Genomic DNA, 24,650 nt, shown 5'->3' with positions numbered 1-24,650 from the left:
GTATCTTTCCTTTCATTTCTTCCCTCGAATGGTTTTATCAATGGGATCAAATATCGTTTGAATGGTCTCAGCTATTGTCCATTGTTCTCTGAAAACATATAAGGCTTCCATGCAGACAAATAGCAAAATTGCGGTACCAAGCACGTATTGAAAAGTGAGTCTTTTGCGGTTTCTTAATTTCAAATAGCGCCATTCGTAACAAATAATACAGCCGTATAGGAGCACAATGATGATCATTACTCATCCTCCGCTTGTGAACCTGTTGTTACCCGCAACGTATGCTGCAATGTTCCCAACCTCTTGATCGTGATGTTCGCTTGTATCTCTTCTTTGAGGTTGTTACTGTAGTAATAACGCCAATCAGGCTTGATGCTCTTCCACTTCTTGGGGTAATGCCAATCTATGTAATTTCCAAATATGAAGGGATCCGAATTTGCTTCTTTAACCTTGGCGATCGCACTTTCCATTCGCTTCTTTACTTCCATATTAAGACTTTGTTCGAGTTTCTTTAATTGTTTTGTATCCAATAAATTGATATTTGAGCTCGATGAAAGAACTTCAGCTTCTGCTTTACACTGAATTTGTATTTCTATTTGATCTTCTCTGATTTTTGGGGTTGTATGAGTAGTCGACCTTTGGACCATAAAGCTTACATACTTACCATCGGTCGGTGAGGGTACTGACATTTCCCCATCCTTAAATTTTCCAAGGATCCATAATGCCCCCCGCATTTCTTTCACATTTAACGTCCCTACCATTTTCGCTTCCCTAAAAATAGCCGCTCCATTGGTTCCCATCGAGGTTTGTTCCTTTTCCTTTTCGCTTTCAATTCTTTTCTTTTCAAATTTGAGCATAGGTATAATTACATCTCCCCCACTGTAATTTACCACAAGAAAATCTTTTAACGTTGTATCTACGGTTACATGTGAATTGGAGTATGCTACTAAGATATCGGTGGGAAATCTTTCTACTATTGCTGTAATCGATTCGATTTCCTTGGCTCTTCCGGGTGTTACAAACAGGTAAGCGTTCGAGTGCATCCTCGGTTCACGAGCGAAAAAATCTAGAATGGGCTCGATTCCTTCTTCGGCCAATTCTCTGCCGAATATAACCACACGTGTTTGCCCGAAGCTGATTTCCCGCGACAAATCCGATTGAATTTTACGGTAAGCCTCTCCAATATCACTCCCACTATTGGAAACGTATGTGTAGGGTTTACCGGTTTGCTCCCCTGACCCTCCCGCCGATCCGGGAATTAACCGATTCGGTAACGATAAGTCCAAGGATAACTCAATGCCTGATTTAGTTTTATCAACGACTATCATTCTTACAAAAGCGCGATCATTCAACTCAACGGAGGACCAGCAGCCTGTAAGTAAAAGCAGAGTCAGCAAACCAAAAACATATTTCAATCCCCATTCTCCTCCTGTTCGTGCGCCCATTTACGGGAATCCGCTCGCTGTCTGGACCGGTTTGCTCCAGATAAAGATGGGCGTTTCTTCATTAACCACCAGGGTGCCCTAATTAAGGAATCCTTAAGATCACTTATTACCAAAGGTACGATGGGCGATAGATAAGGCGTTCCGAAAGAACGTAAATTGACTAGATGGAGATAGATAATAAGCATCCCACAGGATATTCCGAATAACCCAAAAATCCCGGCCAAAAGCATGATTGGAAACCGTAACAACCGAAAAGCCAGGCCGAGATCGAAGTGTGGAATAATAAAGGAGGCAATGCCTGTTAACGAAACAATAATAACCATCGCTGCCGATACAACCCCTGCCTGAACTGCTGCCGTACCGATAATGAGTGCTCCAATAATGGATATGGATTGACCGATCGCTTTGGGGATTCTTACCGCTGCCTCCCGTAACGCTTCGAAGCAAATTTCCATCATGAAGGCCTCTATTAGAGCAGGGAAGGGCACCACTTCCCGAGATGACGTTACAGTGATAAGCAGTCTTGCAGGGATCATCTCTGGATGGAATGTGGTAACAGCGATATAAACAGAGGGCAATAACAGAGAAATTATTAGAAAGATATAACGAAGCCAGCGAATCCACGTAGCTGCGATGTATCGCTGATAATAATCCTCCGCAGACTGCATCAGCATAAACATAGTGGTCGGTGCAAGCAGAACGATCGGCGTGCCATCCACCATAATGGCTACCCTTCCCTCCAATAGGGAAGCCGTAACCGTATCCGGACGCTCGGTATACTGTAATTGTGGAAAAGGTGAGAAGGGAGAATCCTCAATAAAATCTTCCAAATAACTGCTTCCAAGTACGCTGTCGATTTCAATTTGCGATAATCGCTTATTCACTTCGTTCACAAGCTCTTGCTTACATATGCCCTGAATATAGGCAACTACCACTTCGGTTTGCGTCTTTGCTCCTATCAGCATCGATTCTGTCTTGAAATCAGGAGTTTTCAGTCGTCTTCGGATCAAAGTCAAATTGACTTCGAGGCTTTCTATAAAGGATTCACGCGGTCCCCTTAAAACGGCTTCATTCGGCGCATCTTCGATTGATCTCATTTGGTAAGAAGTGAACGGGAACCCGATCATTCTCAGTTCGCCCTCAACAAGTAGTAATACTTGTCCTTTTAGAATCGCCGAGATCCCCTCTTTCAGGGTGATTATCTCTATAAGGTTACTAACAGATAGCTGCTTAAGATCGAAAATTTGCTTGCGAAATTGGTTTGCGTCCTGCGAATCGAGGGATAAGATGTCACTCAGGACATCTTCTTGAATCGTTTTTTGGTCAACCATGCCTCTTAAATAGATCAGCGCGCACTTTTGCGCAGGACCTGCAATGAAGGTATGATAAATCACATCAGAACAGTTGGTCAATTGTTGACGAATGTAGTCCAGTCGTTTCTCTAGTTGTCCAGCATTTATAATGGCAACGTCGGAGTCTGTTAATCCTTGATTATTGGGAACAACTTCCTTGTGTTGCTGCTGTTTTCCCCTTCTATTATGCTTGTTAATAAGCCATTGAAATAACGACATGATATGTAGATCCTCTCGTCATAGCTGCAATTTTAAGGTGCCGCCATAAATTTCATAAAAGAGCCCACACAAGAAAAGCAGCTCACAGTGAGAGTATCTCCACTATGTAACCTGCTTATTACAAGAATTACATGTATTGTATTTTTATAGTTAATTTACCAGACCTGACAGCACTCCGTATACCAAAAAGTTGATCTCCTCTGAGAGGTAGCCTGAATATTTGGAATTTTATGTAAAATAAGACGAATAGGAACTTAATTTAGTACAAAAGGGACTGCCGTTTGGCGGTCTTTCCCTTCGTTACACTAACAGGCACTGATTGTTCAAACATCAGAAGGCAACGAAAGCAGATATTTGGTCGTAACAGAACAGGGGTTATTTACCAAAAAAGAGAGGCGTTGTTTGTTTAATGCCGAATACTAAACTTAATCCAAATAAAAGAAGGGTGCTGTGAAATCAATATTTTTAGTTAATTCTCGTGCAATAATTGAACGAACACTAAATGGAACAATGGAAATCGTAATTCAGACACGTAATAAACCAGAAGCACCTCAACGGATTGAACTTCCAGGTGGGAGAATCGATCAATATGAATCATTAGTAAAGGCACTTATTAGGGAAGTAAAGGAAGAGACAGGATTGGATGTAGTAGAAATTGAAGGTGAAGATACAAGAATTGATACAGTAGGTATCGATCCGAACTTTGAAGTGGAATGTATAAAACCATTTGGGGCATATCAGACCATTAAAGGTCCCTTTGATTCGGTTGGTGTGTACTTCCGATGCAAAGCACAAGGGGAATTATTGAATTCAGGTGATGAAACTAAGAATCCAAGATGGGTTACAGTAGTCGAATTAAGACGATTAATGAAAGACGATCCTCTACAATTTTCTGATGTAGACCGAGCGGGTATTTTATTTTACTTAAAAAATTTGAAATAAAGTGAACTATAAGGATAGATTGTTTCTTTATAAAATTCGTTGAATGGTTCCGCTGGTCCTTTGGTTACTAATTTGATCAAAGACGATAAAGAAAGGGGATAGTCACAATTGAAGCATGAGATATGTATTAACCTTCCAATAGCCCCCCTTGAAGTACCAACTCTAAGAGAGCTGGTGGGTTGGGAAGGTCGACATTCTGATTACCCAATTTTATTCAAGCGTTGCAACTTTTGGGCTGGATGCCGAGATGCAAAGAATGAGCTTATAGCATTCGGCTACATTGCTGGGATGGGATTGCAACATGGCTACATGGAAGACATAATTGTACATCCGCAATTTCAGAAGAAAGGAATCGGTCAAGCCGTAGTAAGGAAATTACTTGAGGAGGCGGAGCGTGTCGGGTTAGAGATTGTAACTTTAACTTATGATTCAAAGCATACTTCATTCTATACGGAGAGTGGGTTCATACCTTGTTCTGGAGGACTATGGAGTGTCGCGGGTACTTAAGGGGAAAGCTGTAAGCAAAAAAACGGGAATGCTTCTTTTTCCAGGTACACTGAATAGGATTCATGTAAAGCTCTATTTGTCACCGAAACCCATCCTACCCGTCGAATGACAATCCCTACGATCCGTTGGTTATTAAAAAAAGTTAGCAAACAGAGGGGAAGTTGTATCGTCGTGTCGGATGACAAGAAACTGGTCATATAATTATTGAATCCCATTCCCCACCACCAATAATCACACCTCACGAAACAAAAAACTATAAGCTAAGCAATTCTTGCATGAAAAAACCGGATTCCCTTTACTATACAAAGGGAATCCGGTTTTCGTAAGCACAGACCTTCAACTAACGTGCCCGTTAGGTCAATATTTTGTGCTGTGCCACAGTCCCCTATTAGAGCAGTGCGAATTAATTTAAACCCCGAAATCGCTGCTCGCTCGATTCGTCAGGATCGCGCTCGCAATAATATTGAAGAGATAGTCAGCCCTTGGCGCGGACGACGGTTGGTTGCTGAGCCACGCAAGCGCAGCAGCTAACGAGAACAGATCATCACCATCCATGTCGGTACGCGCCAAACCTTCTGCCTGGGCACGAGCGAGAAGCTGCGTGCCTGCTGTGCGCATCGTCATGCAAGAAGCGTGGAGCGCGGACTCCGGGTCCTCTTTGGCTGCCATCATCAAGTCCACAACACCTTGATAGTTGCTCGTGAATTCAACGATTTCGCGTAACCACGACACGAGCGCATCTTCGGGTGAACTTGCAGTTTCGAGCATACGTGCCTTTGTCGTAAACTCGTCGAAGCTTGCGCGGAGCAAAGCTTCGAGCAGCGCCTCTCTCGTCGGGAAATGACGATAAAGCGTGCCTAGTCCGACACCAGCTCTGCGAGCGATCTCGCGCAGTGATGCATCGACGCCATGCTCGGTTATAACGACGTTCGCGACTGCGAGTATGTGTTCATAGTTTTTCATAGCATCAGCTCTCATAAGAGACCTCCTTGACAAGCGGAGCGTTGCTCCGTATAATCATAAACGGAACGGTGATCCGATTAAGCGGAGCACCGCTCTGGTAAGTATAACTCATCTGCATGAAAGGAGAAAGTAAGATGTCTATAAATACAATGAAAGCAATTCGTCTGCATGAATTCGGCGGTCCTGAGGTACTGCGTTACGAGGAGGCGCCGATTCCCGAACTGAAGCCAGGTGAGGTGCTTGTCCGCGTTCACGCGGTTGGCATCAATCCCCCCGACTGGTACCTGCGCGAGGGGTATAAGGATCTTCCTCCTGAGTGGCGGCCGCCGGTGCCCTTTCCCGTCATTCTGGGGTCGGACGTGTCGGGCGTCGTCGAGGCGGTAGCCACGGATGTGCAGAGCTTCTCCGTCGGCGATGAAGTTTTCGGCATGGTTCGCTTTCCTAGCTTTGGGGAGAGCGCTGCTTATGCAGAGTACGTCGCCGCGCCAGCGTCGGACCTTGCACTCAAGCCGGCAGGCATCGATCATATGCACGCCGCAGGGGCGCCGATGGCAGGCCTAACCGCGTGGCAGTTCCTGATCGAGCTGGGGCACAGTGAAGCGAATCCGCTTCAACCGGAGTTGCATCGCCCGGTGCCGCTGAGCGGCAAGACAGTACTCGTCAATGGTGCCGCGGGCGGCGTGGGGCACTTAGCGGTGCAACTGGCTAAATGGAAGGGTGCGCACGTCATCGCAGTGGCATCGGGCAAGCATGAGTCGTTCCTGCGCGAGCTCGGTGCCGACGAATTCATCGACTACACCAAGAGCCCTCCCGAGGACATCGCTCATGACGTTGATCTCGTCCTCGATACCCTCGGCGGTCCCACCACCGGTCGTTTCTTGCGTACGCTCAAGCGTGGCGGCGCTTTGTTCCCAGTGTTCTTAGGCTTCTCCGACGCCGAGGAGGCCGCAAAGCTGGGCGTCACGGTATCAATGACCCAAGTGCGCTCAAACGGCCCACAGCTGGCGGAATTAGGGTGCTTGCTCGATGCCGGGACGGTTCGCGTCGCCATCGACAGCATGTTTCCACTTGCCGTTGCTCGCAAGGCGCATGAACGAGCCGCCGGTGGGCACATTCAAGGCAAGATCTTACTCACGGTGGAGTAAGGACGATAGCTCGAATGATTTTCGCGCTCCGTGTAAATCGCGATTAGCTTTGAAGAAATTTTGCATGCTTAATTCAAGAAAAAAAGGATGAACATCAATGATTCTACTCATGGGTTACGTAAATCTAAATCCGTCTGACGTAAATGAGTTCACTGCAGACGTTCAGAACGTCGTTTCCAGCACGCGAACTGAAACTGGATGCCGCTTTTATGCCTTTACTTTGGAGGATGCACGCGCCGGACGCATGCTGACTGTTCAGCGGTGGGAAGATCAAGAATCGCTGACCGCTCATGTTGAAAGACATGAATCGGCGCCGTTTTTAATGAAGTGGGGAAACAGGATGAGAATGGACATTCAAAAATATGATATCTCAAACGAGCGCTCGTTTATGGAGTAAAAGAGGTCGAGTAGACCGGGGATTCCCCTTTCTCTTACAGAACAGGGCTACTCTTGCAGCATGAGTTAAATGGATCCGCCGCGGCGGATCCTTCTGCTTATATTGATCTAAAGTATCAGCTCAGATCACTGAGCATAACTGCCCGTTAGCTGAGCGAAGGGCTACCACGCGGCAACCACGCGGCAGCCCTTCTGGCATTGAATTATCGTGCCCGATAGTTGAGCAAGCATTTAAAAATATTTTTTGAATCCCTTACTTATTGATCCGTTATATCCTTCCCTTTCGAAGAACTGATGTGCTCTTTCACGGGTTGAATTACTTAGAAGCATAATCCTATGACAATCTATTGATTTACAATAATCCTCAACATATTCTACCGGGCAGAAAAGTCGCGCTCGGAGCAAACCGGAGGTTCCGGACTTGGTCTTGCTATAGTAAAAAGCATCATCGATGCACATGAGGGCTTGATCACTGTCTCTAGCAGCGAACGACATACGGTGTTTGAAATTAAGTTGCCTTTGTTAACATAAATAACGAGTATGTTCCCGTATGCCTTCTTTTTCGTTAACCTTATAATGCAGCAACATATTCGCCACATGCCTTTGTATCTCTGCGATTAATTCGGGAGGCTCGATAATCGTAACGTTGTTACTATAGCTGAGAATATTCTGGATGGCACGTTCCGTCGAAGAATAATGTGCGTTGACCAATAAGGAGCCATCCGGGTTCACTATTATTTTGTCAAACCCGAACTCATCTCTCACCCTGGTTTTGACAGCTGGGCTGAAGTGCAGAACTGCGCTCACTTTAACGAAGTTAGCTTGGTTCATGAACTGCTGCTCGACATCCTGCAATGTATAGTTACGACGGACGAACTTCTTCGGCAAACTCAGGGGTTGATTGATGCGGGTAAGTCTAAATACCCTAATATCAGATCGGGTGAGGCAATAACCGTATATATACCAGATATATCCTTTCAGAAAGAGCCCCATAGGTTCGATCGTTCGGTCAGTTTCCGTACCCTTATTATCCAGATAGTCGAACCGAACTAAATGTAACTCTTTAATAGCTAGGTGGAGTGTGGCGATTTTTTCCTTATCGTTAGGCGTCGGGGTGAAGTCTAGATCTACTTTATAGGTATCTGTAAAGTTTGACTTATTCGGCATCAAAGCGCCTATTCTATCCAATAGGCCGTCGATATCCGAATTGTCCGTTGCAGAACGGGCTCCGCGTAAAGCTGAACATATAGAGGAAAAGTCTTCAAGGGATAGGATTTGTTTGTCCAACCGGTAGCCAGGCACAATCTCATAACCTCCATCCGAACCCGCAAATGAAACAATAGGAATTCCGGCTTGATTAATTGAATCCATATCTCTATAGATAGTTCGCAGAGAGACCTCGAATCGCTCAGCTAGCTCACTCGCATTGACTCGGGTTTGATTTAGTAACGTCATTGTAATAGCAAGCAATCGATCCAGCTTCACTTGAAGTTCCTCCTAAACGTAAATCAATCGTCACCTTTTAGATATCTTTTCTACACTTAATGCGCTATGACCTTCTTGTTAACGAATTTGGCAAAAAAACGTCTTACCTATCCCGATCACTCACTGGTTCGTTACTCCAGAGGGGCGAACTGGATGTCATGGGAATGATCATCAGCTGCAAAAATTAGCAAACGAGCTCCCTCCTCAGCTAGAGCACTTTGTTCTTGTTTGGAAAGTCGCTTAAAAGGCTCGATGATTAATGTAGCTGTCCCTTGATCTCGCTTGATCCTCCATGTTCCGCAGACGAAGCCGTCAATGAGTATCGTAGATCGGATAATGCCGTTCTCGGTGATTACCCGCTTAAGGTAAACCTCGTCAATGATGCGCTTACGATCTGCATAAGACAAGAGCATGTTATCAAACTCGCCGAGGAATCGCGGCGGGGACTGGGTATCTGCATCAGGCCGTGGAGCGTCGGGTAAGTCGAATAACTCGTTGCCTTGCTCATCGCGGAAGATGACCAACTGCTGACGAAGCCTCTCCATCACCTCACGTAATCGGGTAAGTCCCGACCACACCTGTATGTCCTTAATGGTAGCCGGGCCGTATGTGGCCAGATAGCGCAGAATCATCGCCTCTGTTGCCGGCTCAGCGGAAATGGGGGTGCCCGAGCCATGCTTCCAGAGAAGTATGTATGGCTTGGCCGCTCTCCCCCAGAGACCGCGGGGGGGCAATTGGACGAGCGGTACCCAGGTCCTGACAGCAGCCGCGAGAGCAGCTGGGTCACGATCGGGCCATTGTTCGTTTAACCGCTTGCCGAGTTCACTGAACGTAAGAGGCTTAGCTTCGACCAGCGCGCGGCCTGCTGTTGCCAGCGACTTAGTGTCTAAGCCTGCGAGGCGTTTGCCGAATGCGCCGTTCAAGCTGCGGTCATGGACAGCTTGTAAACAAGCGCGGAGATTTAGGCAATCTCGGGCGGACACCAAGTGAAGGGTCGAGCGCATCAGTGCGATGCGCACGGCCTTTCTGTCTTGGATGAGCTTAGACAGCTCTTCTTGTCGGAATCCTTCGATCCGTGTCCACAGATCGAAGTAAGGAGCATTTGGAGCTTGAGCTTGCAAACCGACCAACCACTCGATGGCATCCAGTGCTGGCAGCTTTACGCGACTCAGCAGCATTTGCCTCGCAAGCAGGGCGCGGTTCAAGGCGCGTAGTCCTAGCACTGGTACCTGTTCACCTCCGCATGCCATGCCTTTAATGGGGGTCGTCTTGGTTACGCTCACGCTCATTATTGAAGCCTCCTTTTGGATTCTTACAGTTGTCTACTCTTATCTGAAGCGACGGAAGAACGTTTGAAGGTCTGGGACCAGAAGATCCGGCGCGTCCATGGCGGCGAAATGGGTGCCACGTTCAAATTCTGACCACTGTACAATGCTGGTATTATCACGTTCTGCGAAGCGCTTCATGGATTTGAAGTCATAACCGAACACAGCCACACCCGTCGGAGTCGTATTCGGACCTTGCTCTGTCTGTTCGCTATTATGCGCATTTTCGTAATACAAGCGAGTGGAGGATTCGGCAGTATTGGTCAGCCAATACAGCATAACATTCGTCAGAAAAGCGTCGCGATTCACGAAGTCCACATGATCACCAAAGCCATTAAACAGCTCTGCAATCCAAGCGAGCTGGCCTGCCGGAGAGTCGGTGAGCCCATAGGTCAATGTCTGCGGTCGGGTTTGCTGAATTGCATTGAAGCCCGCCCGCTCATGAAAATCCGCTAGAAATTGAAGGCGTCCCATATCATCTGCGGACAGATCTGCCATCTCTGCTGGATCGCCAGAAGGGAAGGAGAACAATTGAAGCACGTGGATGCCGAGCAGACCGTCAGGTTTCTGAATGCCCATTTCGCGGGAAACAAGCGCGCCGCAGTCGCTGCCATGAGCACCGTACTTTTCGTAGCCTAGACGCTTCATCAATTCTGCCCAGGCTTTAGCAATGCGAGTAATATTCCAGCCAGCCTCTAGGGTCGAGCCTGAAAAGCCGAAGCCGGGCACGGAAGGGATGACGAGATGGAAGGCGTTGGCTGGATCGCCACCATGTGCCCGAGGATCAGTAAGCGGACCGATCAGGTCCAAGAACTCCACAATCGAGCTCGGCCAACCGTGTGTGAGAATTAGAGGAAGTGCATCAGGCTCGGGAGAACGGACATGCAGGAAATGCACATGGGCTCCATCTATTGTTGTCGTGAACTGGGGGAATTCATTCAGACGTGTTTCGTATTTACGCCAGTCATATTCGTTTTGCCAATAAGTTGCCAGTTCCTTCACATATGTAAGCGACACGCCGTATTTCCAGCCAGCGCCAGGCAGCACATCAGGCCAGCGGGTACGGGACAAGCGGTATTGCAGGTCATCCAAGTCTGCTTGCGGAATTGCGATGCGAAAAGGTAGGATTTCAGTGTCTGCTGCCTTTGAAGCTGGAGTAGAAGTTTTCATTAGGATTTCCTCCTCGAATTTGGGTGAACATTTTTTTCTTCCTTACACTTCTTATATTAAAGCATGGACCCTGACAGCATGATGTCAGGGTGCAATGCACGATAAAAATTAATTTGGGGATCGATGGATTGAAAAATCAGAAATATTATCGATTTCTTACATCTGATATGGTTTTATGGGCAAAGGTCAATTTCTGTCATAGGGATGTATAAGGCGATTTATGGGCTGTTTCCGTCCACTTTTCGGCTTAAATACTTATAGTTGAGCAACTAAAGGAGCTTTTTTTGAGAAAAAAGGAGGAAGCCTGCTAGGTTGGCTAGGGAGCAAGAAGTGTCTATTCATTGCCGTGTGCATTCATGATAATATGGGGCATGCCAACGCTTACGAAGTAAATTTTGCTAGAGCAATACTCAGTAGCGCTTACGAAGTAAGTTTTCTACGAAAACTCTAAGGAGGACAACCCATGAAGCTGATCTACGATCATCGCGATGCTATGATTCATTATGGAGTCGACCAGGTCAAAAAAGCCCTGCAATTGAAAGGCATCTATTTCATTGAGCAATTTGAGGGGCATGGTACGGTCTTGCTGCCGGAAAATGGTATTATTATTAAGAAAATGCCTACATTAAGGAATCAACCTTCCCTCTATGAGAATGAAGCCTTCCGTATTTATAAAAGTGGAAACCGGATCCATATCGAGGGCTCAGACTCCCGCGGCGTCATGTATGGCTGCATGGAGTGGGCGGAACGGCTTGGACGGGGCGAGGATTTGCAGCAAGGTGAGGAAATCAGTCGGCAGCCAGCGCTTGGCGTACGCGGCATCAAATATAACCTTCCGTATGTTCCCTTTGATGATGGGGACCCTTTTGTGCTTAATACAGCTACCTGTATGGATATCGAGTTTTGGCGTGCTTATATCGATATGCTGGCGCTGAACCGTTACAATTGTTTGAGCTTGTGGTCGGAGCATCCTTTTCATCTGATGGTGGTATCCTCCAAATTCAGGGCAGCCAACCCTTACAGTGATGTACAGATTGACCGCAACATACGTTTTTTCCGTGAGCTGTTCCGTCACGCCACCAGCCGCGGCATCGATATTTATTTGTTCACCTGGAACATCAGGCTGACGCCCGAGGTAGCGAAGGGCTTGGGGCTGCCGGAGAACGTTGGCGATTATGGCGATATGTACGATGAATTGATTCATCGTGTCGGCCTGCCGCTTAACCGTTTCCGTGGCCAGTCTGAGGTCATCCGCGATTATATCCGTGAGATGGTGCTGCAGGTGCTGCTTACTTATCCCGAGCTTAAGGGACTGGGCACCTCGGCAAGCGAATGGATGGACGGCAGCGGCTACGAGCGTGAGCAATGGATCGTCGAAACGTACGTGGAGGCGATCAAGCAATCCGGCAGGACGATTCCGTTCATCCACCGGACGAATATGCAAAGTGCAGGCAAGGAAATTAAGGAGCTGGTCCAGCCTTTATTTGATCCCAAGCAGTTTTATATCAGCTGGAAGTATTCTAATGCGCATTGCTATTCCCATCCAGAGCCCCAGTTTGAGAAGCTGTGGGATGCTTGGGATGGGATTGATCTAACTACGACACAAATCCTATATACCGTGCGTAATGATGATGTTTTCACCCATCGCTGGGGCGACCCGGACTATGTGCGGGCTTACGTAAAAGGTATGGTTAAGCCTTATATTAAGGGGTTTTATTGGGGCTCCGATGGTTATCTCTGGGGGCGGGATTTTCAGCACATTGACCACGGGCATAAAACCTGGAAATATGACTTTGAACGCCATCTGCTACAATTCCAGCTATGGGGTCGGCTTGCTTATGATCCCGACACGGATGATAAGACCTGGACCTATTTACTGGAAGCGCAATATGGACCTCAGCATGCTCCGACATTTTTGCAGGGGTTGCGTGTCGCTTCACGAATTATTCCAGCCGTTAACCGGCTCTTCTGGATCGATTACGACTTCCAATGGCATGCCGAAAGCTGCCTGTCCCAGGTGAGCGGATTTAAAACGATCCTTGATTTTGTCGATGGGGTTCCGATGCCGGGTGTAGGGGTTATGGGCATTAACGAATTTGCCCGTGCCGAATCGGAAGGTCGACTGGAGCAGGGTAATGGTGTGGGCGCGAGCAACAGGCCAGCCAAGGAGCAGCTTGATGAGAAATCCGGGGAGCAGCCCAACAGGCAAGACCGGCGGGAAACGCCTGTCGATATTGTGCGGATACTGGATGAATCCGCACAGGCTACGGAGCGTCTGGCCGTGCAGTTAGGCACAGACTTAGGCGAATGCAAAGGCAGCCATGCTGAATGTACTTGGCTTGACTTGAAAGCCTACGCGGCTATGGGACACTATTACCGCTGCAAATTTAGTGCAGCGCTGGAGCTGAGCCGTTACCGGCATAACGGCGACAAGGCGCACAAAGAGCAGGCGGTCGTCCTGCTTGAAGAAGCCTGCGGACATTGGGAGCGGCTTGGCTTTTTCTGGAGCCAGCACAACAAGCCCTATTTCATGGCGCGTGTAAAACGTACCTTCGGCTATACGTATTATGCCGAGGATGTACGCTCCGATGTAGAGCTGGCGCGGCAGTTTGAATGAGTAGGCATGATTCAAGAGAGTGAATGATGCAGGAATGAATGGATGAAAGCTAAGGATTAAAGAATATTCGGGAATTACCGAGTAGGCTTTAATCCTTTTTTGGTTTGGCTAGCACAGAAGTGAATTCAAAGAGCTTTTCGCCTGAACGTGCTCGGATTGACGCCGTACCATTTGCGGAATTGGTTCATGAAATGGTTGTAATTCTGGAAGCCCACGTCATGGCTTACTTCGGATGCACTTCGATCGGTATGCTCCAGCAATAGCGCCGCCTGCTGGATCCTCATTTGATTCAAAGTATCGACAATCGATTGGCCGGTGACGCTTTTGAACAGATGGGACAGCCGCGATGGAGAAAGCCCGACCTTCCTCGCAATATCGTCGATCTTAAGCTGCTCCCTCATATGCTGTGAAAGTAGATGGAGCGTCTCTTCGACTCGGGAGTCGATAGCGCGGTTTTTCTTTTGCGCGAGCAGCAGCAGAATTTCCCGCAAGGCGCTGCTGCACAGCTCATATCCATATTCCCCGCGCTCTCTGGAGTCGGTAAGAATACGAATGAACGCATTGTGAATCCGTTCGCGGGTAAATTCATTATCGATATGCTGCACGGAGAGCTCTTCCTCGTCTTCTGGAAGCAGATTGCTTTCTGCCAGCTTTACGGGGAAATGGACCCAAACAAAATGCCAGGTTTGTCCCTTGCTGGTTCCATATTGGTGGGGAGCCCCCGGTTTGAGCAGCGTCAGATCGCCGGTGTGGCATAGCTGCTCTTTGCCACCTGCCAGCCAATAACCTTCTCCGCCGAGCGTAAACGTAAGAAGCCAGTCGTTTCGGCCCTGCGGCCTCTTGGTGACGTAGCTGTCCGGCTCGTTAAAATGGCCGGCAATTACGGTACGAACAACCGCTTCCTCAGAATTCGAGTTATGGCTGTAATTGCTACGGCTGAATTGCATGACCTATTGCTCCTCTCCTATTTAGTGTATAGCTCTGTGGATACGTAGGCTACCAAAGGGTTTTCTTTACTACTAGCTTACCCCAACCTTGCAATATGTTCTAGGGGTATAGCAGGATTGTAGGATTAATTAGCATCATTGTTACTTCTGATTTTGTGGAAATCGATCTATGATACTTATATGAGATTAAGTTTAAATATGAGTTCAAGCCAGTGATGAAGGTTTTTACAGATGAGGAGGAACAAGCATGTCCTATGAGCTGCGCAAGCTGACCAAGGAACAAAAGCAGCATTTTGAAACAGAGGGTTATTTACTTGTAAAAGGGTTGTTTTCCGAGGAGGATTTGGCCGAGATCGACCGCACCTTTGAGGAAATTAGCCATCAGAGCATTCCCGGCCATTTTGAGCCTGTTCTGCAAGCCGAAGCATCCGACCCTTTACAGCAGTATCCTCGTGTGATGCACCCGCACCGCTTTAATGAAACAGCCAAAAGGTATATGCTGCACCAGCCTGTCATGGAACTACTGGCAGACTTATTCGAGGAGGAGCCGCTTGCTGCACAAAGCATGTTTTATTACAAGCCTCCAGGCTCCCGCGGGCAAGCCTTGCATCAGGATAATTTTTACCTCAAAGTTGAGCCTGGAAACTGTATTGCGGCTTGGACTGCGATTGATCCGGCCAATGAGGAAAACGGCGGGCTGCTCGTCGTACCTAAAACGAATCAATACGAAACCGTTTGTCCCGACGTATCGGATGCGAATGAATCGTTTACGACGCATTATGTAAAGCCACCGAAGGATCAAAAGGCGGTTCCGGCCGTGATGGATCGAGGCGATGTGCTGTTCTTTAACGGTAATTTGATCCATGGATCGTACCGCAATAAAACGAAGGATCGCTTCCGTAGGGCGTTCATTTCCCATTATGCCAATGAATCCGCTACGCATATTAGCAGCCATTACCGGCCTTTGTTCCGAATGGACGGAACTCCGGTGGATCTACAAGCCAATCCTGACGGAGGCCCATGCGGCATCGAGCATGATATCGCCTACCCGCATTAATCCAGATTCCAGATTATGAATGAGCATCAGCCCCTTGAAGGGTTGGTGCTTTTTTTTGCCTGTTTTCACTAGCTTTTCCATCCCTCAGAACTTGTATCATCAACCGAAAACAGATAAAATATAAATGATAACCATTATCATTAAATTGTCCTTGAAGTGGCTGCTGGCGAACCACTAATGGGTGACTAGGCTATCGCTGGATTGCCCGGTTCTATCCCTACAAAGGAGGGTCTAACATGCCTCAGACGGAACGAATTCGTCAATTACCCTTAACTTATATGAATACCCGAGAGATCAAGATAGCTAAAGGCGGACAGCTGAATATTGACACAGACAACGAATACAGCTTTGCTTTTGTCATGCAGAACAAGGTATCAGTGGCCCTAAGTACCTCCTATAAGCATTCCGAAGGCAATGCGTTAAGCGGTGAGCTGTTTATGGTGCCTGCCCATTGCCAGTGCCGATTAACGAATACGGCGAACCAAGCTGTTACGATTATATGGATTCGATTCATGCAGGAAGCCCTGCAGATGCCGCCCTCTAAGGAAAAGCCGTGTGCGCTGCTTGACCAATTATTTGACCAGTCCGGCTTTCATCCCTACCGTATGCCGCAATTACGTAGCTGGATTCTCGATTTTATGGACGAGGGGCAGCCCTTGAATACGGCATTGGTTTACCAGCTTCAATCGCATTTGTATGCCCTCACCGCAAGCTTCATCGAATCCGTGCAAAAGCCTAAGGAGACGGAGGCCGACCTTATTGTTTTTGTGGAACAAGCCCGCCAGTTTATGCAGGATCAATCTCATCTTCCGATGGATATTGAAGAGCTTGCCAAATCATCAGGCTCCAGCTCCAGCCGGTTTTATACCGCATTTAAAGAGCAAACAGGGCTAAGCCCACACAAATATATGACCAAGCTCCGCTTGGATGCCTCGCTCCATTTATTGGCGAATGCGCCAGGGTCGATTGTAGAGGTGGCCCATTCTGTTGGTTATGGTGATGAATATTATTTCAGCCGGCTTTTCAAGAAGCATATGGGGATGACACCGACCGAATATACAGCCTGCGCCAAAAGGAAAGTTGCCAATTTGAACGAGGTCTTTGCAGGTGACCTCTTTGTTCTTGGGATTACACCTTACTTATCCTTTGACCGGGGGTGGCAGGACCATCCAGCGTATGTGCTTGAAAAGCTTGCCAGTGCGGAGCCGGATATGATCCTGATCGGACCGGTATCCGAGGAGCTGTATCAAGCGCTGTCCCAAATAGCTCCGGTCACGGTGCTGCGCTGGAAGGAATATTCCTGGAAAGAACGCCTGATCGATATTGGTGAGCTGTTGGGCTTATCCTCTGTAGCGGAGCGCTGGCTCTCCTATTATGATATGAAGGTGGAGAACGCAAGGCGCCATGTTAAAAATTTGCTTGGCGATGAGCCTTTTCTGGTCGTGCACGCTATGAAAAACAGCTTCTATATATTCGGGATGAAACGGCGCAAGCTGCGGGATATTTTTTACGACGATTTACAGGTCATCCCGCCTTCTCCGGCTAAGCAGATTAGTATGATGAAAGTGGATACCTTACAGGAAGTAGCGGAGCTTGATTGTGAGAATGTGCTGTTTCTTGTCCATTCCGCGACTACAGAAGCTTATTGCTCGGAGCTTGAGCAGCAGTGGCGCATCCTGAAACCAAGCCGTCTCAAGAAACGCTGCCTATTTATTCGCAACTATGATTCCCCGCTTTACAATGCCGTTGTCAACGAAAGCCTGGTCGAGCAGATGGTCACACAACTACTTGTTAGTGCCGACTGACTCATTCACATTTAATCCATAAAAGCTTCAATAAGAACTTGACGATTATAGAAATGTCCAAGCGAAATAAAGAAAAGTCCATTCTCAGCCGAGGGTGGTTCCTTTAATATATCGTAGTGAGAATGATTATTACTATCACATTATTATTTTTACTAGGCTTGGGGGAAAAAGGATGCAATTAACTCAGCTTCTAAAGGAAAGACGGTCGGTTCACCGATTCCAGGATCGTGAAGTGCCTATCGAGCTTGTAACTGAGCTCCTGGATACAGCGGTATGGGTGCCCAACCATAAGATGACACAGCCTTGGCGCTTCGTGATTGTCCATGGAGAAGGTCGCAAGCGGATTGCCGAGATCAGTCGTACGGCCGTGGGGAAAAGAGAGAGAGATCCTGAGAAATCCAAAGAATTAGGGCAGAAATTTCACGATAAGTTTATGGCTGTCCCGATGTTTGTTGTTGTCCTGATGAAGGAAAGTCCTGCGATTACCGTTCGTGAGGAGGATTATGCTTCAACCAGCTGCCTGATCCACAATTTCAGCCTGTTGGCTTGGGAGCAGGGTATAGGCCTCGTCTGGGAAAGCTATCCGCTTTTGTCCGATAATGCCTTCCGTACAGCACTGGGCATTCAGCCAGGCGAGCGGGCGATAGGAAGCCTTCATGTCGGCTATCCGGAGCAGATTCCGGCAGCACAGCCAAGAATTCCGGCGGCTGAATTAATTACGATTATTGAATCCACATGAAAAAAAGATATTTGTTGATTGCTATTGTGATTTTATCCTTTTGCTCCGTATTCATAGGTGTAAAGGATATCAGTCCCTTGGACATATTCTCATTGACCAAGGACCAGGTGGAAATCCTGTTCATTAGCAGGTTCCCACGTTTAATTAGCTTGCTGATAGCCGGAGTCAGCATGAGTGTGATCGGCCTTATTATGCAGCAGCTCACGCGTAATAAATTCGTTTCGCCGACAACGGCGGGAACCGAGGACTCCGCCAGATTCGGCATTCTGGTGTCCATGATGCTGTTTACCACCGCCAGTCCGATGCAAATGATGCTCGTTTCCTGTGCTTTTGCCTTGCTGGGAACTTTTATTTTTATGAAAATATTAGACAAGGTGAAGTATAAGGATGTTATTTTTATCCCTTTGGTGGGGTTGATGTTTGGACAAATCGTCAGCTCGTCAACAACATTTTTCGCCTACAAGCATGATCTGATCCAAAGCATTTCGGCATGGCTGCATGGTGATTTCTCGATGATTATGAGGGGTCGTTATGAGCTTTTGTATATCAGCGTCCCGCTTGTTATTATTGCCTATTTGTTCGCGAATCGCTTCACCGTTGCAGGGATGGGCGAGGAGTTCTCGGTCAACCTGGGGTTGAACTACAAGCAGGTTGTCAATATCGGGCTTGTGATCGTAGCTTTAGTCACCTCGGTCGTTATTCTTACTGTGGGTATGATTCCGTTTCTAGGACTGATCATTCCGAATATTGTCACGATGTACCAAGGCGATAACCTCAAAAAAAGCTTAAGCCACACGGCCTTATTGGGAGCCGCTTTCGTGTTGTTCTGTGACATTCTGGGGAGAGTTATCATTTATCCCTATGAGATTTCGATTGGCCTTACGGTGGGTGTAATAGGGAGCGGGATTTTTCTTTACATGCTCATGAGGAGAAAGGCTTATGCATAATAGAGTCAAAATCACGATTTTGGCCATAGTCGCCCTGTCACTTATCGCTACGTTTATGGTTATTCAGTCAGGAGGCAATTGGAGCTACATCCTGCCAAGGCGTGGTATCAAAATCCTGGCTATCGTGCTGACGGCTGCGGCCATTGCCTTTTCCACCATGGTATTCCAGACGATTACGAACAACCGCATTTTGACTCCCAGTATATTGGGGCTGGATTCGCTTTATATGCTGTTTCAAACCTTTATTGTATACTTCCTGGGTTCGGCGACCTTGTCGATGATGAGCAAGCATGTCCATTTTGGGCTTTCTGTAGGCTTGATGGTGTTGTTCTCAAGTGTCTTGTACCGCATTATTTTCCGCAGAGAAGGGCAGAACATTTACTTTCTGCTGTTGGTCGGCATCATCATGGGCACCTTGTTCGGAAGCTTCTCGTCGTTTATGCAGGTAATGATCGATCCGAACGAATTTTTGCATGTCCAGGATAAAATGTTTGCCAGCTTTAATCGGGTAGGCTCCGACCTGCTGCTGCTTTCCTTCATCATTGTATTGGGCGTGGCCGTGTACTTCTGGAAATTCGCCAAGTATTTGGATGTCTTGTCGCTGGGCAAGGAGCATGCGGTTAACCTAGGTGTCAATTATGATTATGTAGTGAAAAGATTGCTGATTCTTGTAGCGATTCTGATCTCCATATCGACAGCGCTAGTCGGTCCCATCACCTTTCTTGGTTTGCTGGTGGCTAATGTTGCGCATCAAATGTTCGGTACGTATCGGCATAAAGTGCTGATTCCCGGCTCCATCCTGATCAGTATTGTCGCTTTGGTTGGAGGCCAGCTGATCGTTGAGCGTGTGTTTACCTTCACAACGACCGTAAGTGTCGTTATCAATCTTGTCGGCGGCATTTACTTTATTTATCTGCTGTTAAAGGAGAATAAGTCGTGGTAGAAGTAAAGCGGGTATCCAAACGATACGGTAACAAAAATGTCGTCGATGATGTATCAGTTTCCATTACCAAAGGTAAAATTACCTCATTCATCGGCCCCAACGGAGCGGGGAAAAGCACCTTGCTGTCGATCGTTAGCCGATTGATTACGAAGGATAGTGGAGAGGTATTTATTGAAGGCACAGAAATTGGGAAATCCAAAAGCAATGACTTGGCCAAAAAAATCTCGATCCTGAAGCAATCCAATCATATTAATATCCGTTTGACGATCAAGGAGCTAGTCAGCTTCGGGCGTTTTCCGTACTCGCAAGGGAGGCTGACCCCTGAGGACTGGAAGTTCGTCGATGAGGCGATCCACTACATGGACCTGCAGGATATGCAGGATAAATATTTGGACCAGCTCAGCGGTGGCCAGCGGCAGCGGGCTTACATAGCGATGGTGGTCGCGCAGAATACCGAATATATTTTATTGGATGAGCCGCTGAACAATCTCGATATGAAGCATTCGGTACAAATAATGAAGGTGCTACAGAAGATGGTGCATGAGCTGGGTAAAACAATTGTTCTGGTGCTGCATGATATTAATTTTGCCTCCTGTTATTCCGACTACATTGTAGCCCTCAAGGATGGCAAAGTGGTCAAGGAAGGCACGACCGATGAGATCATCAATTCGGCGGTATTGAAGGAAGTTTATGATATGGACATCCAGATCGAAACGATTAACGGTAATAAAATTTGTGTTTATTTCTCATAAAGGGCGTACCGCTCGTGAATGAGTCCAATAAAAAAAACTCTAGAGGTGAACAAAGTGAAAAAAATATTCATGCTTGTAATTATGTTAACTCTTGCTATTGTTGCTGCTGCCTGCGGTTCGACCGCTCCTGTTGAAACTGCCAAAACTCCGGCTGCAAGTGCACCAGCACCAGCTGCATCAGCTCCTGCGGCATCCACGCCAGCTCCAGCAACACCTGCTGCTCCGACTGAAATTACGATCAAGCACCAATTGGGAGAAACCAAAGTGAAATCAAATGCCAAGAACCTTGTCGTATTCGATTTCGGCGCTTTGGACACGTTGGACAAATTGGGTATTGAAGTTACAGGCGTAGCACAGTCCAGTGTTCCTACCTACTTAGCTAAATATAAAGATGCGAAATACAAAAATATCGGAACCCTGCAAGAGCCTGATTTCGAAAAAATTAGTGCGATGAAACCAGAATTAATTCTAATTTCGGGCAGACAGCAAGCCCACTATGCAGAGCTAAGCAAAATTGCACCGACCGTCTTTGTTGGTGTTGATAACAAAAGATACATGGAATCCTTTGCAGAAAACGTAAAAGTCATTGCCAAGATTTATGGTAAAGAAGCAGCAGCAGATGCTGAGCTTGCTAAAATTACAGAAAACGTCAAAAAGGTAAATGCCAAAGCAGCTGCAAGCAACAAAAAGGGTCTTATTACGCTGGTAACCGGCGGCAAAGCTAGTGCCTATGGTCCAGGCTCACGTTTCGGTTTTATCCATGATGTGTTAGGCGTGGTTCCTTCCGAGAAAAATATTGAAGTATCGACGCATGGCCAAACGATTTCCTTCGAATATATTGTTGAGAAAAATCCGGACATTCTATTCGTAGTTGACCGTGAAACAGCTGTCGGCGAAAGCAAAACAACCGCTAAACAAGTCATCGAGAATGAGTTGGTTATGAAAACAAACGCATTTAAGAATGGCTCGATTGTGTATCTTGATCCTAACTACTGGTATGTGTCCGGCGGCGGCTTGATCTCCGTTGCTGGTATGGTGGACGAAGTGGATAAGGGCTTGAAATAGGATTGTCACGAGTCAGTAAAGCAGCTTAAGCTCCATGAATTCTTAAATAGATGGACTCACAGCCCCCCAACACTTTGCTGGGGGGCTGTTTGTATGATGTCAAAGCATTAATCTTTATCATTGGTTTACTTTGTACTTGTACTTTTTTTGCTATCGTTAGCTGTGTTGGTCGTTTTGGAAACAGGCTTTATCGCTGGTTTTATGGCAGTTTGGTTTTTGGTGTCCTTGTTGTCATTATCCTTTTTGCTGGTGCTTGAGGAGGCAGGTTTGGTCGATGCTTGAGTCTTGCTCGGTTCAGATGCTTTGCTTGTGCTGGCGGTTTGCTTGCTGGAATCCGTTTTTTTGGAATCGCTGGCTTTGTCAGCAGCAGTAGTAGACTTAGCAGCATCCTTGGAGCTGCCTTTATTGCTGTCCTTAGAGCTATCTTTAGAGCTATCTTTAGAGCTATCCTTAGAACTGTCCTTAGAACTCGCTTTGGTATCTTTTGTGTCCTTCGCGTTGGCTTTAGTAGCGTCCGCTTTAGCATCGGACTTGCTCGATGCTGCTACTGCTTTAGCCAGTTCGGCTTGCTTCTCGGCCTGGGCTTTTTTCTTGGCGGCGGCAGCGAGCATAATGGCTTCCTGCTCACCGTTGATCTTTTTGCCTCCGCCAACTACGGCTGCATAGGCCTCCGGTTTAGCGAAATCGACGATGGGCTCATCAAGCAGGGCTCGAGTGACGACTTCCTTGAACAATGCCGCAGGGTACTTGCCACCAGTCGTGGTAAGATAGTGGTCTTTGTTCGTTTTGTCATAGCCCAGCCAGATGGCGGCGACGATCTCAGGAGTATAGCCAACAAACCAGGCATCCTTGGAGCCATCGATTTGGTTACCGTCCGCATCCTTGAATTCCGGGATGTCGGGAAGCTGGGTTGTGCCTGTTTTTCCGGCGGCAGGCCGATCCATCTGTGCACTTTGCCCGGTTCCTTCGTTGACCACCTTTTCCAGCATCTTGGTCATTGTGAACGCGACGTTCGGGTCGAGCATGGGCTCAAGGACAGGCTGGGACTCGCCTACGAGCCGTCCATGCCTGTCGACGATTTTGGTGATCGCATAAGCTTTTGCCATATTGCCATTGTTCGCGAACATCGTATACGCTTGCGCCATAGCAAGGGGAGATGTGCCTGTGCTCATCCCGCCTAAGGCAATGCCTAAGGTGCGATCCTCCGGCTCTAGGGGCAAGCCAGCCTTGCTGGCAAATTCGATGCCTTTGTCGATGCCGATTTCCTTCAGCAAGGCGACCGCAGGAATATTATAGGATTGTACCAGAGCTTCCTCCACCGTGACCCAGCCATGCAGCTTATTCCCATAATTCGCGGGCTTATAGGCTCCACCGAAGTCGGTTTCCACATCATGAATCCGGTCTCTGGTTCCAAAGCCCTCACTAAGCGCTGGCGCATACACAATAATCGGCTTAAGGGTCGAGCCAGGCTGGCGCTTAATTTGTGTCGCATAATTAAAGGCACGGAAATCCTGCTGTGGGCTTCGCGAGCCAACAATCCCCATCAATGCACCCGTTTGAGGCTGCATCAAGACAACTCCGCTTTGTAAGCCGCCTGCATCCTCAGGAAACAATGAGGAGTCGCCATACACCTCTTCCGCGGCCTGTTGCACCTTGGGTACCATGGTCGTATAAACTTGGTAACCGGAGGATAAAATTTGCTGCTCAGTCAGCTTGTACTTTTGGATCGCCTCTTGCATCACATAGTCGATGTAGGACGGGTTTTTCGCTATTTTTAAAGGAGATTGTTCGGTTAGCTTCAATTCCGTGCTGATGGCGGCATCCCGCTCTGCGGCTGTAATTTTCCCCTGCTCAGCCATCAGGCTCAGAACCAGATTGCGCCGCTCCTTGGCTTGCTCGGGTTTTTTGACAGGTGAATAGTTGGTTGGTGACTTGGGGATTCCTGCCAGCAGGGCAGCTTCAGATAAATCCAGCTCTAACGCCGTCTTGCCAAAATACGACTTAGCCGCGCGCTCAAGCCCCCAAGCGCCTTCACCAAAATAGATATAGTTTAAATACAACTCCATAATTTGGTCCTTGGTATACGTCTTTTCTATTTTAATCGAAGCGACAGCTTCATTGATTTTTCGAGAATAGGTTTGCTCGGATGAAAAAAGCATCGTTTTGGCAAGCTGCTGCGTGATGGTACTGCCACCCTGCACGGTATCACCGGACTTCCAATTATGGTAAAAGGCGCGGGCAATCCCGTATAAATCGACACCCTGATGCTCATAAAATCGGGCATCCTCTACAGCAACAATCGCTTCCAGAACCGTCGGAGAAAATTGCGCTAAAGGCATATATTCCATTCGTGCATTGGTAAGCTCGGTTATGATTTCCCCTTGGCTATCGTAAAAAACAGTGGACTGGGGCGGCTCTTTCCCTAAAGATGAGATATCGACACCTCGGTATATGCTCAGATACGAATTCCAAACCAAACCGATGCTAAGGGCTATTAAGCCGGCAATGAGGGCGATGCTGACAAAGGACATCAGAAATATTCGTGCTGTAACAACAAGTTTATTCGAAGCCTTATCTGCTTGTTGTTTGGTTATATGTATGGGGTTCATCAGACAGTCCTCCTGCGTATACCTTATTATCATTACCACGAACGGGAGAAGACCAAACATCGGGCAAGCTTAGGGAGTATGGGGAGAATAAGGTGTCGCCGATGCAGGCTGCTATAATCGGAATTAAAATGCACAAATGGCTGCAACAGGTATTGATTCCTGGCAGGAATATGATAAAATGCACCTAATCATAAAAATGAAAGCGAACACATCCTGCAGACAG

General features: G+C 47.4%; 23 protein-coding genes and 1 pseudogene. 14 read left to right on the top strand and 10 right to left on the bottom strand.

Annotated features, from left to right (window positions below; genetic code table 11):
* Window positions 1-12 precede the first annotated feature (12 nt).
* Genes G9U52_RS07595 through G9U52_RS07585 form a run of 3 tightly spaced genes read right to left on the bottom strand, consistent with a single transcriptional unit; the run spans window position 13 to window position 3,013 of the window.
* The gene (locus G9U52_RS07595) at window positions 13-237 is read right to left on the bottom strand and encodes a hypothetical protein (protein WP_166147890.1); all 225 of its coding nucleotides are present in this window, start codon (window positions 235-237) and stop codon (window positions 13-15) included.
* A complete protein-coding gene (locus G9U52_RS07590; RefSeq protein WP_166147888.1) occupies window positions 237-1,412 on the bottom strand; it encodes a Ger(x)C family spore germination protein in 1,176 nt (391 codons plus the stop codon). Before G9U52_RS07590 ends, G9U52_RS07595 begins: the two co-directional genes overlap by 1 nt.
* Window positions 1,409-3,013 carry a spore germination protein gene (locus G9U52_RS07585; protein ID WP_166147885.1) on the bottom strand — a complete coding sequence of 535 codons (1,605 nt, stop codon included), beginning with the start codon at window positions 3,011-3,013 and terminating at the stop codon, window positions 1,409-1,411. The genes G9U52_RS07590 and G9U52_RS07585 overlap by 4 nt, the downstream gene beginning before the upstream one ends.
* Before the next feature lie 450 nt (window positions 3,014-3,463).
* Here G9U52_RS07585 and G9U52_RS07580 point away from each other — a divergent pair, with 450 nt between their 5' ends.
* Together G9U52_RS07580 and G9U52_RS07575 are read left to right on the top strand one after the other, a co-directional pair.
* The gene (locus tag G9U52_RS07580; RefSeq protein ID WP_311764818.1) at window positions 3,464-3,955 is read left to right on the top strand and encodes an NUDIX hydrolase; all 492 of its coding nucleotides are present in this window, start codon (window positions 3,464-3,466) and stop codon (window positions 3,953-3,955) included.
* Between the two features lie 108 nt (window positions 3,956-4,063).
* Window positions 4,064-4,462: a GNAT family N-acetyltransferase gene (locus tag G9U52_RS07575; protein WP_166147883.1), complete on the top strand. Its 399-nt coding sequence runs from the start codon at window positions 4,064-4,066 to the stop codon at window positions 4,460-4,462.
* A gap of 408 nt (window positions 4,463-4,870) precedes the next feature.
* Here the strand turns inward: G9U52_RS07575 and G9U52_RS07570 are convergent, their stop codons facing one another.
* A complete protein-coding gene (locus G9U52_RS07570) occupies window positions 4,871-5,440 on the bottom strand; it encodes a TetR/AcrR family transcriptional regulator (RefSeq protein WP_166147881.1) in 570 nt (189 codons plus the stop codon).
* A gap of 119 nt (window positions 5,441-5,559) precedes the next feature.
* Here G9U52_RS07570 and G9U52_RS07565 point away from each other — a divergent pair, with 119 nt between their 5' ends.
* Together G9U52_RS07565 and G9U52_RS07560 are read left to right on the top strand one after the other, a co-directional pair.
* Entirely contained in the window at window positions 5,560-6,570 is a 1,011-nt protein-coding gene (locus G9U52_RS07565; protein ID WP_166147879.1) for an NADP-dependent oxidoreductase, read from the top strand.
* A gap of 97 nt (window positions 6,571-6,667) precedes the next feature.
* The gene (locus G9U52_RS07560) at window positions 6,668-6,967 is read left to right on the top strand and encodes a putative quinol monooxygenase (protein WP_166147877.1); all 300 of its coding nucleotides are present in this window, start codon (window positions 6,668-6,670) and stop codon (window positions 6,965-6,967) included.
* A 230-nt stretch (window positions 6,968-7,197) separates the two neighbouring features.
* Here G9U52_RS07560 and G9U52_RS41615 read toward each other — a convergent pair.
* A pseudogene (locus G9U52_RS41615) lies at window positions 7,198-7,302 on the bottom strand (GNAT family N-acetyltransferase); the annotation flags it as partial.
* 21 nt (window positions 7,303-7,323) lie between these two features.
* On the opposite strand from G9U52_RS41615, the gene G9U52_RS07555 reads away from it, so the two are divergent.
* Complete coding sequence (locus G9U52_RS07555) at window positions 7,324-7,497, top strand: ATP-binding protein (RefSeq protein ID WP_166148234.1); 174 nt, start codon at window positions 7,324-7,326, stop codon at window positions 7,495-7,497.
* Here the strand turns inward: G9U52_RS07555 and G9U52_RS07550 are convergent.
* Window positions 7,489-8,451, bottom strand: coding sequence for a helix-turn-helix transcriptional regulator (locus tag G9U52_RS07550; protein ID WP_166147875.1), 963 nt, complete (start codon window positions 8,449-8,451; stop codon window positions 7,489-7,491). The genes G9U52_RS07555 and G9U52_RS07550 overlap by 9 nt on opposite strands.
* 131 nt (window positions 8,452-8,582) lie before the next feature.
* Window positions 8,583-9,536 carry a winged helix DNA-binding domain-containing protein gene (locus G9U52_RS07545; RefSeq protein WP_311764824.1) on the bottom strand — a complete coding sequence of 318 codons (954 nt, stop codon included), beginning with the start codon at window positions 9,534-9,536 and terminating at the stop codon, window positions 8,583-8,585.
* On the opposite strand from G9U52_RS07545, the gene G9U52_RS41320 reads away from it, so the two are divergent.
* Window positions 9,438-9,665 (top strand): hypothetical protein, encoded by a 228-nt coding sequence (locus tag G9U52_RS41320; RefSeq protein WP_311764825.1) that lies wholly within the window; start codon window positions 9,438-9,440, stop codon window positions 9,663-9,665. The genes G9U52_RS07545 and G9U52_RS41320 overlap by 99 nt on opposite strands.
* 114 nt (window positions 9,666-9,779) lie before the next feature.
* Here G9U52_RS41320 and G9U52_RS07540 read toward each other — a convergent pair whose 3' ends face one another.
* Entirely contained in the window at window positions 9,780-10,946 is a 1,167-nt protein-coding gene (locus G9U52_RS07540) for an epoxide hydrolase family protein (RefSeq protein WP_166147872.1), read from the bottom strand.
* A 463-nt stretch (window positions 10,947-11,409) separates the two neighbouring features.
* Between G9U52_RS07540 and G9U52_RS07535 the strand changes: the two genes are divergently transcribed.
* The gene (locus G9U52_RS07535) at window positions 11,410-13,563 is read left to right on the top strand and encodes a hypothetical protein (protein ID WP_166147869.1); all 2,154 of its coding nucleotides are present in this window, start codon (window positions 11,410-11,412) and stop codon (window positions 13,561-13,563) included.
* A 125-nt stretch (window positions 13,564-13,688) separates the two neighbouring features.
* Here the strand turns inward: G9U52_RS07535 and G9U52_RS07530 are convergent, their stop codons facing one another.
* The gene (locus tag G9U52_RS07530; protein ID WP_166147867.1) at window positions 13,689-14,510 is read right to left on the bottom strand and encodes a helix-turn-helix domain-containing protein; all 822 of its coding nucleotides are present in this window, start codon (window positions 14,508-14,510) and stop codon (window positions 13,689-13,691) included.
* A 247-nt stretch (window positions 14,511-14,757) separates the two neighbouring features.
* Here G9U52_RS07530 and G9U52_RS07525 point away from each other — a divergent pair, with 247 nt between their 5' ends.
* The 7 genes from G9U52_RS07525 (at window position 14,758) to G9U52_RS07495 (ending at window position 21,818) form a co-directional block, all read left to right on the top strand.
* Complete coding sequence (locus G9U52_RS07525) at window positions 14,758-15,567, top strand: phytanoyl-CoA dioxygenase family protein (RefSeq protein WP_166147865.1); 810 nt, start codon at window positions 14,758-14,760, stop codon at window positions 15,565-15,567.
* 236 nt (window positions 15,568-15,803) lie between these two features.
* A complete protein-coding gene (locus tag G9U52_RS07520) occupies window positions 15,804-17,372 on the top strand; it encodes an AraC family transcriptional regulator (RefSeq protein WP_166147862.1) in 1,569 nt (522 codons plus the stop codon).
* Between the two features lie 172 nt (window positions 17,373-17,544).
* Window positions 17,545-18,111: a nitroreductase family protein gene (locus G9U52_RS07515; protein ID WP_166147860.1), complete on the top strand. Its 567-nt coding sequence runs from the start codon at window positions 17,545-17,547 to the stop codon at window positions 18,109-18,111.
* Window positions 18,108-19,058: an ABC transporter permease gene (locus G9U52_RS07510; RefSeq protein WP_166147858.1), complete on the top strand. Its 951-nt coding sequence runs from the start codon at window positions 18,108-18,110 to the stop codon at window positions 19,056-19,058. Before G9U52_RS07515 ends, G9U52_RS07510 begins: the two co-directional genes overlap by 4 nt.
* Window positions 19,051-20,001, top strand: a complete 951-nt coding sequence (locus G9U52_RS07505; protein ID WP_166147855.1) for an iron chelate uptake ABC transporter family permease subunit — start codon at window positions 19,051-19,053, stop codon at window positions 19,999-20,001. The genes G9U52_RS07510 and G9U52_RS07505 overlap by 8 nt, the downstream gene beginning before the upstream one ends.
* Complete coding sequence (locus tag G9U52_RS07500) at window positions 19,995-20,753, top strand: iron ABC transporter ATP-binding protein (protein ID WP_166147853.1); 759 nt, start codon at window positions 19,995-19,997, stop codon at window positions 20,751-20,753. The genes G9U52_RS07505 and G9U52_RS07500 overlap by 7 nt, the downstream gene beginning before the upstream one ends.
* An 18-nt stretch (window positions 20,754-20,771) precedes the next feature.
* On the top strand, window positions 20,772-21,818 hold the full coding sequence (locus tag G9U52_RS07495; RefSeq protein ID WP_166147851.1) for a siderophore ABC transporter substrate-binding protein: 1,047 nt from the start codon (window positions 20,772-20,774) through the stop codon (window positions 21,816-21,818).
* Between the two features lie 125 nt (window positions 21,819-21,943).
* Here the strand turns inward: G9U52_RS07495 and G9U52_RS07490 are convergent, their stop codons facing one another.
* Window positions 21,944-24,427, bottom strand: coding sequence for a PBP1A family penicillin-binding protein (locus G9U52_RS07490; RefSeq protein ID WP_166147848.1), 2,484 nt, complete (start codon window positions 24,425-24,427; stop codon window positions 21,944-21,946).
* Window positions 24,428-24,650 lie beyond the last annotated feature (223 nt).

The organism is Paenibacillus agricola (assembly GCF_011440305.1).
Classification (GTDB): Bacteria; Bacillota; Bacilli; order Paenibacillales; family NBRC-103111; genus Paenibacillus_S; species Paenibacillus_S agricola.
The sequence above is the reverse complement of the archived record's forward strand: the minus strand, read 5'-3'. Positions and strand labels throughout refer to the sequence as shown.

Bases quoted from the DNA above. Each gene is read 5' to 3' on its own strand.
- G9U52_RS07540 (WP_166147872.1), bottom strand. From the start codon at position 10,946: ATGAAAACTTCTACTCCAGCTTCAAAGGCAGCAGACACTGAAATCCTA.
- G9U52_RS07530 (WP_166147867.1), bottom strand. From the start codon at position 14,510: ATGCAATTCAGCCGTAGCAATTACAGCCATAACTCGAATTCTGAGGAA.
- G9U52_RS07535 (WP_166147869.1), top strand. From the start codon at position 11,410: ATGAAGCTGATCTACGATCATCGCGATGCTATGATTCATTATGGAGTC.
- G9U52_RS07510 (WP_166147858.1), top strand. From the start codon at position 18,108: ATGAAAAAAAGATATTTGTTGATTGCTATTGTGATTTTATCCTTTTGC.
- G9U52_RS07525 (WP_166147865.1), top strand. From the start codon at position 14,758: ATGTCCTATGAGCTGCGCAAGCTGACCAAGGAACAAAAGCAGCATTTT.
- G9U52_RS07505 (WP_166147855.1), top strand. From the start codon at position 19,051: ATGCATAATAGAGTCAAAATCACGATTTTGGCCATAGTCGCCCTGTCA.
- G9U52_RS07520 (WP_166147862.1), top strand. From the start codon at position 15,804: ATGCCTCAGACGGAACGAATTCGTCAATTACCCTTAACTTATATGAAT.
- G9U52_RS07565 (WP_166147879.1), top strand. From the start codon at position 5,560: ATGTCTATAAATACAATGAAAGCAATTCGTCTGCATGAATTCGGCGGT.
- G9U52_RS07515 (WP_166147860.1), top strand. From the start codon at position 17,545: ATGCAATTAACTCAGCTTCTAAAGGAAAGACGGTCGGTTCACCGATTC.
- G9U52_RS07585 (WP_166147885.1), bottom strand. From the start codon at position 3,013: ATGTCGTTATTTCAATGGCTTATTAACAAGCATAATAGAAGGGGAAAA.
- G9U52_RS07570 (WP_166147881.1), bottom strand. From the start codon at position 5,440: ATGAGAGCTGATGCTATGAAAAACTATGAACACATACTCGCAGTCGCG.
- G9U52_RS07490 (WP_166147848.1), bottom strand. From the start codon at position 24,427: ATGAACCCCATACATATAACCAAACAACAAGCAGATAAGGCTTCGAAT.
- G9U52_RS07560 (WP_166147877.1), top strand. From the start codon at position 6,668: ATGATTCTACTCATGGGTTACGTAAATCTAAATCCGTCTGACGTAAAT.
- G9U52_RS07595 (WP_166147890.1), bottom strand. From the start codon at position 237: ATGATCATCATTGTGCTCCTATACGGCTGTATTATTTGTTACGAATGG.
- G9U52_RS07495 (WP_166147851.1), top strand. From the start codon at position 20,772: ATGAGTCCAATAAAAAAAACTCTAGAGGTGAACAAAGTGAAAAAAATA.